The sequence below is a fragment of the Clostridium neonatale genome (assembly GCF_900465025.1).
Lineage (GTDB): Bacteria > Bacillota > Clostridia > Clostridiales > Clostridiaceae > Clostridium > Clostridium neonatale.
Map to the genome: position 1 here is coordinate 972,259 of NZ_UICR01000002.1, position 12,696 is coordinate 984,954.

10 protein-coding genes and 1 pseudogene are annotated in these 12,696 nt (G+C 27.1%); 4 read left to right on the forward strand and 7 right to left on the reverse strand.

The genetic code is table 11. The annotated features are described in order from the left end of the window. Positions 1-206 precede the first annotated feature (206 nt). From CNEONATNEC86_RS15990 to CNEONATNEC86_RS16005, 4 genes are all read left to right on the forward strand, one after another. Entirely contained in the window at positions 207-1,565 is a 1,359-nt protein-coding gene (locus tag CNEONATNEC86_RS15990) for a Mur ligase family protein (RefSeq protein WP_058296171.1), read from the forward strand. Positions 1,566-1,583: 18 nt separating this feature from the next. Next, on the forward strand, positions 1,584-2,315 hold the full coding sequence (locus CNEONATNEC86_RS15995; RefSeq protein ID WP_058296172.1) for a type 1 glutamine amidotransferase: 732 nt from the start codon (positions 1,584-1,586) through the stop codon (positions 2,313-2,315). Between the two features lie 216 nt (positions 2,316-2,531). Then, the gene (locus tag CNEONATNEC86_RS16000) at positions 2,532-3,824 is read left to right on the forward strand and encodes a D-alanyl-D-alanine carboxypeptidase family protein (protein ID WP_125148482.1); all 1,293 of its coding nucleotides are present in this window, start codon (positions 2,532-2,534) and stop codon (positions 3,822-3,824) included. 2 nt (positions 3,825-3,826) lie between these two features. Further along, on the forward strand, positions 3,827-4,495 hold the full coding sequence (locus CNEONATNEC86_RS16005; protein WP_125148483.1) for a flavin reductase family protein: 669 nt from the start codon (positions 3,827-3,829) through the stop codon (positions 4,493-4,495). A 70-nt stretch (positions 4,496-4,565) separates the two neighbouring features. Here the strand turns inward: CNEONATNEC86_RS16005 and CNEONATNEC86_RS16010 are convergent, their stop codons facing one another. The 7 genes and pseudogenes from CNEONATNEC86_RS16010 to CNEONATNEC86_RS16035 all read right to left on the reverse strand — a co-directional run bounded on the left by CNEONATNEC86_RS16010 (position 4,566) and on the right by CNEONATNEC86_RS16035 (position 12,672). Beyond that, positions 4,566-5,408, reverse strand: coding sequence for a YitT family protein (locus CNEONATNEC86_RS16010; protein ID WP_058296175.1), 843 nt, complete (start codon positions 5,406-5,408; stop codon positions 4,566-4,568). 476 nt (positions 5,409-5,884) lie between these two features. Continuing rightward, positions 5,885-6,274: a CidA/LrgA family protein gene (locus tag CNEONATNEC86_RS16015; RefSeq protein WP_125148484.1), complete on the reverse strand. Its 390-nt coding sequence runs from the start codon at positions 6,272-6,274 to the stop codon at positions 5,885-5,887. Positions 6,275-6,712: 438 nt separating this feature from the next. Continuing rightward, positions 6,713-7,540 (reverse strand): ABC transporter permease, encoded by an 828-nt coding sequence (locus CNEONATNEC86_RS16020; RefSeq protein WP_185738698.1) that lies wholly within the window; start codon positions 7,538-7,540, stop codon positions 6,713-6,715. Further along, positions 7,524-8,291, reverse strand: a complete 768-nt coding sequence (locus CNEONATNEC86_RS16025; protein ID WP_125148485.1) for an ABC transporter ATP-binding protein — start codon at positions 8,289-8,291, stop codon at positions 7,524-7,526. Before CNEONATNEC86_RS16025 ends, CNEONATNEC86_RS16020 begins: the two co-directional genes overlap by 17 nt. Before the next feature lie 36 nt (positions 8,292-8,327). Beyond that, a pseudogene (locus CNEONATNEC86_RS16030) lies at positions 8,328-8,900 on the reverse strand (ABC transporter substrate-binding protein); the annotation flags it as partial. 754 nt (positions 8,901-9,654) lie between these two features. Beyond that, the gene (locus CNEONATNEC86_RS21335) at positions 9,655-9,825 is read right to left on the reverse strand and encodes a hypothetical protein (RefSeq protein WP_200848536.1); all 171 of its coding nucleotides are present in this window, start codon (positions 9,823-9,825) and stop codon (positions 9,655-9,657) included. A gap of 1,119 nt (positions 9,826-10,944) precedes the next feature. Next, positions 10,945-12,672, reverse strand: a complete 1,728-nt coding sequence (locus CNEONATNEC86_RS16035) for a GH25 family lysozyme (RefSeq protein WP_159136373.1) — start codon at positions 12,670-12,672, stop codon at positions 10,945-10,947. Between the last annotated feature and the right edge of the window lie 24 nt (positions 12,673-12,696).

Below are 12,696 nucleotides of genomic sequence, written 5' to 3' on the forward strand. Positions count from 1 at the left end.
TTTATTAATATTCAAAATACTTTTTTAAATTTCATTTTCTATGCTATACTTATTTTAATTATTTATATAAAAACTTTATTTTATTATTATTGAAGATAAGATATTTTTATATTGATTTAATATACCTTATTGTAATAAAATATCTTAGTGTTATTGATTAATAATATATTCATTGGTTAATAATCTAAAATAAAGTTAATTGGGTGGTGAGTACAATTAATATAAAATCTATATTAAGTATAATTCTAGCAAAAACTGCTGCATACCTTTCAAAGCATCTTTTTAAAGGCGGAACTAATTTCCCGGGAAAAATTGCTTTAAAAATTGATAAAAATGTATTAAAAACTGTTTGCAAAGGATATAAAGTTATCTTAGTTACTGGAACTAATGGTAAAACAACAACTACTAGCATGATTTATAATATATTAAATGAAAATAAATTTGATGTTATTACAAATAATACTGGTGCTAATTTATATACAGGCATAGTAGCTTGTTTCATTTCAAATTTCTCTTTTTTTAAGAAAAGAGAAAATGCTTATGCTGTAATTGAAGTTGATGAAGCAAATGTTAAATTCATTACTGAGCATATAACACCTGAAATAATAACTGTAACTAACCTTTTTAGGGATCAATTAGATAGATATGGTGAAGTTTACACAACTCTAAATAAAATTCTAGAAGGTGTTCGTAATGCTCCATCTTCTAAATTAATTTTAAATGGTGATGAATCTTTACTTGGAAAATTGAATTTAAATAATCCTTCTATGTATTATGGATTTAATGTTCCAATAAACGAAAATACTACTCTTGAGATTAATGCTGATGCAAAGTTCTGTAAATTCTGTAAAGCACCATACAAATATAATTTTGTAACTTATAATCATTTAGGTGATTTTTACTGTCCAGAATGTGATTATAAAAGACCAAATTTAAATTATGCTGTAAATAAAATATTTGATTTAAATCCAGACAATTCCTCTGTTTTAATTAATAATACTGAGGTCTTCATAAGTCAATCTGGAGCTTATAATATTTATAATGCTTTAACTGCTTTTTCAGTAGCTAAAGAACTTAATATTGATGATTCTGTAATAAAAACTTCTCTTCAAAGTCAAGAGTCAAGCTTTGGTAGACAAGAAGAGATAAAAATAGATAATAAAGATTTAAAAATAATTTTAGTTAAAAATCCAGCTGGGTATAATCAAGCTTTAGATACTTTATCACTTAATAAAGATCCATTCTCTGCAGTATTTATGCTTAATGATAATTATGCAGATGGACGTGATGTTTCTTGGATATGGGATGTTGATTTCGAAAAAATCTCTACTCTCCCAATAGAAGATATTTTTGTTTCTGGGCTTAGAATGTACGATATGGCTGTTAGATTAAAAGTTTGTGGATTAGATCCTGACAAATTTATTTTACAAGAAGATTATGAAGCCTTAACTGAAAAAATTAAAACTTCTTCTTCAAATAAAATATATATCCTTGCAACTTATACGGCCATGATAAACTATCGAAAATACCTACATTCAAAAGGTTATATTAAAAAGTTGTGGTAAACGAAGGAGGCATATAAAATGGAATTAACAATTTGTCATTTATACCCTGATTTACTAAATGTATACGGCGATGTAGGAAATGTACTTATTTTAAAACATAGAGCATCACTTCGTGGCATAGATGTTAATATAGTAAACTCTTCTTTAAATGATACTTTAGATAAAGACAATATAGACATTATTTTCTTTGGTGGTGGCCAAGATTATGAGCAGTCTATTGTTTCAAATGATTTAAATACAATAAAAAAAGATGATATTAAAGAATATATAGAAGATGGTAAAGTATTTCTTGCAATTTGCGGTGGATATCAACTACTTGGAAAATACTACACAGCTCCAAATGGTGAAAAAATAAACGGACTTGGTATATTAAATATTTATACTGAGGGGGGAGATACTAGATTTATTGGTAATACAGAAATATACAATGAATCTTTTGATGAAACTTATGTTGGGTTTGAAAATCATTCTGGAAGAACATATATAAATGATCATACTCCTCTTGGAAAATGCATTCATGGCTATGGAAATAATGGTCAAGATGGATATGAAGGATGTATATACAAAAATACTTTTGGTTCATATTTTCATGGTTCTTTCTTATCAAAAAATCCCGAATTTGCTGATAGATTATTATTATTAGCTCTTCAAAATAAATATGGTACTGATGTAAAATTAGATCTTTTAGATGATGAACTTGAATTAAAAGCAAAATCTGTTATAAAGGAAAGACTTAAAACTGATAAATAAAAATATTATTTATATTTTTATTTATGTAAAAGTTATACATGGTAATTATCAATTATGCTTTTTCAGTTTTTAATTAAATGTAAAGATTATTCTGCATTTCTTTAAACTGGGTGTTTTAAACTTTTTCTATAATAAATCATACTTCATCGTTCATTGACAATTCAAATATGTTATACTAAAAATACTTAATTTATAAATAGAAGTGGAGAGATTGACTTGAAAAAAAACTTTATTTTAAAAACCCTTGTATTAACTCTTTCAGTTTCATTATTTAGTTCTTTTGGCACTTTTAACCTTAACACTAGCGCTTCTGCTGCCGAAGCTGAACCCAGTATAGTAGCACAATCAGCTATAACTATGGACTTAGAAACTGGAGAAATAATTTATTCTAAAGAGGCTGATGCTCAGCATTATCCAGCAAGTACAACTAAATTATTAACCGGCTTACTATTAGCTGAAAATAAACAAAAGAGCGATCAGTTAGTTTATACAGAAGCTGCAAAAGCTCAACCTGCATATTCTTTAGATGACAGTTTTATGGGTGGATCAATAAAAGTTGGTGATAAGATTTCAGCTGACGATATAATGAAAGGTTTATTACTCTTCTCTGGAAATGATACTGCTTATGTTATATCTGATAACGTTGCTGGAGATTCAACAAAGTTTGCAGAAATGATGAATGCCAAAGCTAAAGAACTTGGTGCACACAACAGTAATTTCGTAACACCTAATGGATTACATGATGATAATCACTATACTACTGCATATGATCTTTCTTTAATAACAAAAGCAGCCTTTGGTAATGAATGGGAAAGAAGCGTTATGGAATTACCAGAAGCATCTATATATATTAATGGTTCTAAAGTTATGCTTGAAAATAGAAATTTAACTCTAGGCAAAAATGGTAATATAGGTGGAAAAACTGGATACACTAGCCTTGCTGGTGGATGCTTAGCTACTGTTTATGAAAGAGATGGAAGAAAAATCGTTGGTGTAGTTTTAAAAAGTACTCAAGTTGATAATGAAGATCCAACTAAATTCAATGATATGGATGCTATTATGAATTATAGCTATGATGTTCAAAAAGAAGTTTATAAATCAAGTGGTGAAGAAGTTGGAACTGCTTCTGTTGAATATAAATCATTTGGATTCTTTGGTCCAAAGAAAACTGTTAATGTTCCTATCAAATTAGCACAAGATGTTACATATTATAAAAATGCTATAAATGATGCTGAATCAAAAATAAATTATTCTAGCAGTAACGCTAGCGCTTGGAATCTTATATTTAATAAAGATGTTCAATTAACTTATACTACAAGAAATCATAGTGAAAATGTTGCTGGTACTGTTGAAATTTCATTAGGAACTATTCTTAAAGATAATTTATTATTATATATTGGAACACTTGTTGGAATAATAATAATAATTTCATTAATATTTATGCTTAAAAGCTTATCTTTTAATAGAAGAAATAGAAGATCTAGCTATAGAAGAGGAAGAAGAAGATAATAATGAGTAAAACGGAACTTAAAGGAAGTGTAATCTTAAATCCAGTCCCAGTTGTTTTAGTTACATCAAGAAATAAAGAAGGTAAAAATAATGTTTTTACCGTTGGATGGACTGGTACAATTAATACAAAACCTCCTATGCTTTATATTTCAATAAGACCTGAAAGATTATCATACGAATATATAAAAGAGTCTATGGACTTTGTAATTAATATGCCTAGTTCTGATTTAGTAAAAGCTGTTGATTACTGTGGTGTAAAGCCCGGAAGAAAATTTGATAAAATAGATGACATGAATTTTACACTAAGTGAAAGTACATTTGTTTCAGCACCTTATATTAATGAATGTCCTGTAAATATTGAATGTAAAGTAAAAAATATAATACCTCTTGGTACGCATGATATGTTTATAGCTGAAGTTGTATCATCTCATGTTAATGAAGATTTATTTGATGAAAATGGTAAAATTCACTTTGAAAATGCTAACCTGATATCTTATTGCCATGGTGAATACTTTCCATTAAGTAAAAAGGCTATTGGTTCTTTTGGTTTTTCAGTAATGAAGAAAAAAACTTTAAAACGTAAAAGCTTAGAAGAAAAGAATAAAAAATCAAAAATCAGCAATAAATCTTCTTCTGGAAAGAAAAAAACATCTAATAAAAAAAGAAAATAATATAAAAATCACTAGAAATTAATCATCTTTCTAGTGATTTTTTAACTTTAATCTTATTAAATATTATTTTTTAACCTTTTAAGCTCTTAAATCCTTCTCCAAGCACTTCACTTGTCTCGCTTACAGTAATGAATGCACTGCTATCATTTTCTTTTATAAACTGTTTTAATTTTATAAATTGACTTCTTGTCAATATAGTTAATATAACGCAGTTATCCTGTCCTGTATATCCACCCTTTCCATGAAAGACTGTACATCCTCTATGTATTTCCTTTATTATATAATCCGAAACCACTTTTTCTTTTTTAGTAAATACCATTACCTGTTTAGATACATTAATACCATCTATAAACTTATCAATTAAAGTACTTGTTAAATAAACACTTAATAATCCAAATAATGCAAGCTCTGTTCCAAAAGTAAACATAGCTAAAATAATTACAATAGAATCTGATATTAAAAGACCTTTTCCAAAATCTATATTAAAATACTTGCTAATAAGTTTAGCTGTTATACTTGTTCCACCTGTAGTTGCATTCTGGGTAAGCATAATTGCTGTTCCTAAGGCTAATAATGCACTTCCAAATATAGATGCAAGTATTAAATTATCTGTAAATGGTACTACATCAAAATTTCTTTCAATTACTGATAATGATATTGATAATCCAAAAGCTGCATATAAACTTTTTATACCAAAGCTTTTACCAAGAAACATAAATGCTAATGCAAATAGCACAACATTACATATGTTCATTACTATTCCTGTCTTAATTCCAAGTAATTTATTTATTACAAGAGCTAATCCAGATATTCCTCCAGACGCTATTTCATTTGGGAAAAAGAAAAATTGTAATGATATTACTACTATTGCTATACCTAATGTTATAATTGCGTATTCTTTTAACTTTTTCATTATTTCCTCCTATATATTCTAAAATTAATGTTATCATTATTCATAGATGATATATTATCACAGATTTCAAATATTAATCTTCTATAGTTTGCATCAAATATCAATATTTTATATAAAATTTTTTAAAATAAACACTTATAAGTACGTGAAATTACAAATGTTAAAATCACAATATAAAAAAAATAAGATACTCTAAAATAATATTCTAGAATATCTTAACTGATTTATAATTGATTTATATTTTAATAAACTATATAGTTTTATATGTATATCATTTCTAATCAAAATATATCATTAAATAAATTCAATAATAATAGAGTAAGTACCACATTCATAATTCCAGCAATTCCAATAGAAAGTATGCTTATTCCACCTTGAACTTTTCCAAGTTATAAGACTTTAATTGAGTTTAGTTTTTCTCTCCCTATATACTCCTATTTCATAAGAAGCTAGTGAAGACTAATGAAAATAGTAAATTACCTGGTATTACTTCCGATATCTTCACCTTCATTCATTTCTATTTTTTTCTTGCTTGATATAAATCGAATAATTGTACCAATCCCACCTATTATTACCATTGTTGTTATAACATATACAATAAATATTTGAATCCATGTAGATTTTATTATATCCATTGAAGGCATAAGTCCAACTCCTACTGGAATAAAAAATAGCAATAAATGACTTAATAAACACTCTGATTCAATTTCAATATTTTCAATCTTCAAAATTTTTCTACATAGCAATATGAATAATATAAGCATTCCTAATATATTCCCCGGTACAGGTAAATTTAATATTGATGATATAAATTCACCTATTAAGTAAATTCCAAGAATAATCAATGTTTCTCTAAAAAGCTCCATCTTTCTGCCCCTTTCAATTATTCCTCAAGATTCCTTTATCCCAATTACCAAGTTATATACTATACAATTTAACACTATTTAATTAATAAGTAAATTATTGATTTAGCTTATATGTAGATAAAATCATATATAATATATTAATAACTTGTATTTATAGTAATTAAATGCAATTTTTAAACGTTTTTCCTATGATTTAAATATAAACCTAATCTGATCTTAAATAAATTAATATTTATATACATAAAACTTCATTTATTTAAGATAATATTTCTCAAAACTAATATGCTTAGTATTTCTCAATAATCTATACAATAAATTTAATATCCTTAGTATAATGTATACATACACTAAATCGTGCTCTTAGTGTCTTAACTCGATTGAAATAGTAATGTATAAAAAGATGCTTCAAGATATTGTTTCTTGAAGCATCTTTTTATATCAATTATTCTTTTCATTAACTAATTTTTTCTGTACCACAGCTACTATTTCATACATTAAAAAAGCAACAATTGATAAAATAACAATACTCATCATTACCATGTCAAGCTGTGCGACCTGTCCTCCATATATTATTAAGAATCCTAAGCCTTCTTTAGCAACTAAGAATTCTCCCATAATTACACCAACCCAAGATAATCCCACATTTATTTTTAATGCAGATATAAAAACAGGAATTGAATATGGAAAAACTAAAAACTTAAGCATTTGGATTTTTGATGCGCCAAAGGTCTTCATCAGCATGATTTTTTCATCCTCTATTTCATTAAATCCTGTTAATATGCTGATTATTGTAGTTACAATGGAAATCAATAATGTTATTACAATTATTGCTGGTTTTCCATTACCTATCCAAAATATTATAATTGGAGCTAATGCTACTTTAGGAAGCGCATTTAATACTACTAAATATGGATCTAATATTTTTGATACAAATGGACACCACCATAATATAACTGCAATTATTCCACCTAATACAGTTCCTAGCGTAAATCCTATTATTGTCTCATAACATGTTACCAATATATGATTTAATAAGTTTCCATCTTCATATAACGATATGAACGATTTTATAACTCTGCTAGGACTAGATGTTAAAAATGGATCTATCCATTTTAAATCAGCTGCAATTTGCCACAAGCCTATAAAGATCACAAGAATAAGAATTCTGCTTATTATTATTTTTCTCTTACTAGCTTTAACGCTTTTTAGATATATCTCATGCTCTTTACTAATATTCTTTTCTTCTGCCTTATTCATTGCACTCATCTAACTCCTTCCATAACTTATTGAAATACTCTCTAAATTCTGGCTCCTTACGTCTTTCAAAAGGAGTTAAATTATCCTTTAAAAATTCTATATCTTCTTCTATTTTTACACTTGATGGCCTCTTAGTTAAAACAACTACCTTGTCTGAAATTGAAATAGCTTCACTTATATCATGAGTAACCATAATTGCTGTTTTATTTTCATTTTTAATTATCTTGTATACATCATCACATACTAAAAGTCTTGATTGATAATCTAATGCTGAGAATGGTTCATCTAAAAACAATATCTCTGGATTAAGAGCTAAAGTTCTAATAAGTGCAACCCTTTGACGCATTCCCCCTGATAATTGACTTGGATGATGATTTTTAAACTTACTAAGTCCATAAGTCTCTAAAAGTTTATTTACTCTATCAATAGATTCATCATTAAGCTTATTTTTTATTTTTAATCCTAGAATTACGTTATTCCAAACTGTATTCCATTCGAATAAGTGATCTTTTTGAAACATATACCCAATCTTATCCAGATGTTTTTTTATATCTTCTCCTTTATATAAAGCTCCACCACTTGTTGGATTTAAAAGACCACTTATTATATTAAGAAGTGTGGACTTCCCACATCCAGAAGGTCCTAAAATGGAAATAAACTGACCAAATTCAACATCAAAATTAACATTATCCAATGCTTTTGTTTCACCTTGAACTGTATGATAATTCATTGATATATTGGATATTTTTAATAATGTCATATATAATTCCACCACCTTATCATCTTTTTGTTTACACTATTTTATAGCTTTTTCTGCATAAGAGTTATCAACAATAGCGTTAAATGCTGGTTTTTGTGGAATTAAACTGCTGTCATATTCAATAATAATATCCATTAATCTATTTAAATCTTCTTCTTTAATTACTGGATTATGAGCCAAAGCATCGATTTTCTTATAATTATCTATAACTGTAACTATTGTATCTTTATCAGTACCAGGGAAATAGTCAATTATTTTATCTGCTATTTCTTCACTTGAATGAGAAAAATACCATTGTTGGCCTTTATAAATAGCATTTGTGAATTTCTGTATTACTTCTGGATTTTCTTTCATATATGAATTTGTAGCAAAGAAACAAGTATATGGTATGACACCTGATTCTTCACCTACAGAAGCAAGTATATGACCTGTTCCTTCTTTTTCAAGAACTGAAGCTGTTGGCTCAAATAAAGCAACGTAATCTCCAGTACCACCTTTAAATGCTCCTGCAGTAGCTGCAAAATCTATATTTGTAACCATATTTGCATCTGTCTTTGGAATGATTCCATTTTGCTTCATAGCATATTCTAGTGCCATAGCTGGAACTCCTGCAAGACTCTTCAAATACATATTAATTTTCCAATTGCTTGGATATTTGAATCTAATATAAAAAATGACAGTATAATTAACACCACCAAATAAATATAACATTCCCTAACAAACTAATAATAAAAGTGTAGTTACTATATCAATATTGACAGTAACTACGCCAAAAAATCGGCTCAGTCCAAAATTGGATTGAGCTTTTTCTTCCTTACCAGTAGGTGTCATAAGAACTGTAATAAAAATGTCGCAAAAACTAATTTAATTCTTGTTATCATCCTATTCCTCAACAGTTCTAGCTTTATAGCACTTTCTTTATTTTTGTAAAATTTTTCTTGTTACACTTTTTGTTACACCCTAAACCCTCTCTATTCCTTGCCTTTATATATATATTATATATATTGTAATAATAATATATAAATATATATATATAATAAGAGAGATACATATACATACATATATAATATAATATTATATATATAAAGATAAGCACGTGTAATTTCAACTCTTGTTACACCTAGTGGAATTATCTTTAAACCCTTGTAGTATCGGGACTTAAAGGCATTCAAAAGGGTGAAAATTCTTGTTACATAGGGGTGAAATTCTTGTTACTATATATAAAATAACTGTTTATTTTTATTAAATATTTGTTATAATATAAATAAGAAAAGCCTAGTGCGGGAACACTAAGCTTCTCCTAGAACGTTTTTAGTTTTAGGGCTATTAGATTCGAATATATTTTTTACAGAATTATGAACGCTTAGTCATTGCTAGATGGGGCGTTCTTTTCTGTTGTTTTAAAATTTATTTTAAAACCCTTTATGTTAACTTCTAAATTAAATTCGCAGCTCTTTGAACTGCTTCTTAAAGCTCTATTAATCAATATTACTAATAATACTAATATTGATAATATTAACATTCCAATTATCACAATCTAATACCACCCCCTTAGACTATTATTTTTAATAGCCCAAGGCGGAAAACGTACAACCACCGCACCCATCTTTGCGGAATATAGTGTTATTATATCATTATTTGTTTTTATGTGGAATATTTTTCTTTATATATGTCTATAATCTAAACAGACATGATATTAACCTACAAAAAAGGAGATAACTAAATTAATAGTTGTCTCCTTTTGATTATAAGTTTAATGTAATTATGTATAAGAAATTCCCTACGCAATTTAATTTCGACTTATTTTAAAATTACTTTAGCATACAGTAACTTTTTAATCTAATCTATCATAGTATTTTTTCATCTTTAGATATATTGGATAATAAAAAAATAAAAGAGATAGCACAAACAGGTAAATAAAGCTATCTCTTTTAAGGCTTTGGAAAAAGAGTTATTTCCAATTCATATTATACTATAACTTCCTTAATTTTTTCAATATTTTATATCATATTTTTTAAGTATTACTCAGTTAATGACTAAGTAAAAAGAGACAACTAAATTCATAGCTATCTCCTTTTTTGTTATGTAGTATATAGTAAATGTGAATATGTTATAAAGAGTGTCCCTCCCTACATATGTTATATCGGAATGTTTTAGAATAACTTTATTATTTCACTATAAAAGAGATGGTCAAAGGAGCTATCTTTAAACCATCTCTTTAGGGAATATTTGAACTAATTTGTATCTATTGCATATTTATAATATCATATTTTTTAACACTTTTCTACATAATGTCACATTTTTGTCACATTGCATTTATATAATAGCAGTATAGTGATAATAATTTTTTTCATTATTGTATCTCTCCATAATATAATTCAAAAAAGAGTAGCTTATACCCCCTTATAAGTTGCTCTTTTTTTGTATAAAAAAATGCAACACATAAGAAATTACTCTTACATGTTGCCTTTTATAATTGGTATTGGAATAACTATATTTTAACATATTTTACATAATGATAAAAGCCGATTAAAGAAATTAATCTCTAACCGGCTTTCATTGTTTTCTAACATTTATAGATATATAAAATTTTTGAATGGTATTATTATTTGTGAAAACATTATATCATACTATTAAATAATTTTTCAATTACTTAATTATAAATACTATTATTAAATTCATTTACATCTACAGAGCCTTGTATACCATTGACCTTTCCTTTCTCTGTATACTGGTGTCCAACTCTTGTATAAGAATTATTAGGTAATTTCCATGGAGTATTATTATAATTTGCTTCCCATAATAGGTACTCTGTAAATTTTCCTTTTAAATTACTTAAAAATCCTGTGTATGTGTAAATTCCTATTTTCATATTAGATAATTCTTTAAATTTCTTAATAAATCTTTCTGCATAATCTACTAATCCATTAAAATTAGTTTCTATATCTAACATAGGAATAAGATCATTGGATTTATTCTTAATAGCATTATAAAAATTAATTGCTTGTGTTTCGGGAGCACTTGTACCAACTAAAAAGTGATAGAATCCTGTTTTTAATCCTACAGAATGTGCATTATTATAGTTATAATCTAAATATCCATCTTTAAATGTAGTACCTTCTGTAGCCTTTATATAAATACACTCTACACCACTATTTTTTACTTTATTAAAGTTTATACTTCCATTGTTATTACTTACATCTATTCCCTTAAATATCTTTTTTTCTATCCATGCTCCAGAACTATCAAAAGAATAGTACTTTCCATCTATAAGAATAGTTGCAGAGCTATACATATACCCTTGGTCTAAATCTAGGTAATACCATTTACTATTAGAATCTTGGAACCAGCCTGTTAGCATAGAACCATCTTTCTCTAATCTATACCATTTGCCTTTATCTTTAACCCAGCAATTAGAAAGCATTTTACAAGTATCTTTTTCTAAGTAATACCACTTTTTACTTGTAGGAGATTGAATCCACTCACCATCTAAAGCATAACCTTTTTTATTGAAGTAGTAGTATTCTCCTTTTATTTGTTTCCATTCCTCTTTACAGTATGTTTCTCCATCTGTAGAGAACCACCAGCCTTTATTGTCTTTATTCCAGCCAACTTTATACTTTTTCTTTTCAGGCTCTTTTATTTGCTTTTTATCTTCTAAAGCCCAAAGTTCTTTTATAATGCTAGAATTAATATCTAAATAATATTTTCCTTTATCTCCATTATAATCTCCCCAGCTATTTATAAGAATAAGTGTATCTTCTTTATATCCTATACAAAACATAGAATGTCCACCCTTTTTACTTCCTGTAGGCTCTGCTGGTATAACTCCTTTATTAGTGTTTGCAGTATAAAAATTTTCGTAGATATTAACACTTACTAATATTGGTTTTTTATATTTAACTAAATATTCTTTAATATTTTCTGTCTCTAATTTAATGTAAGCCAAAGATTTGTGATCATCTGCCTCATCTATTAATTTGATTTTATCGTACTTATCTAACGTTTCTAATATATCTGGGTACTCCTGGTTTATTGGAAAAGAATATTTATAACAATCTCCATATTTAACAAGGTTTTTTAATGCTTCTCTTACAACCATTCCTGTACCTTGCCAATCATCTTCTTGTCTATTTGCATACAAAAAACCTACAGAATACATATTATTTATGCTTACACCATCTATATAAGACTTCATACAGCTTAATGCATGTGCTACGCATGAACCTATAAGTCCTTGATTAAGTATTGGATAATCATAATCTAATATAAATTCTTTGGGAATATCAACTTTATCTCCACTACATGAAATCATTGAATAGTCATAGTCTCTTAAATCTACTGGTGACTCTATTGCACCTAATACAAATTTATTTTCCATAAACAACTCCTCCTTAAATATAAA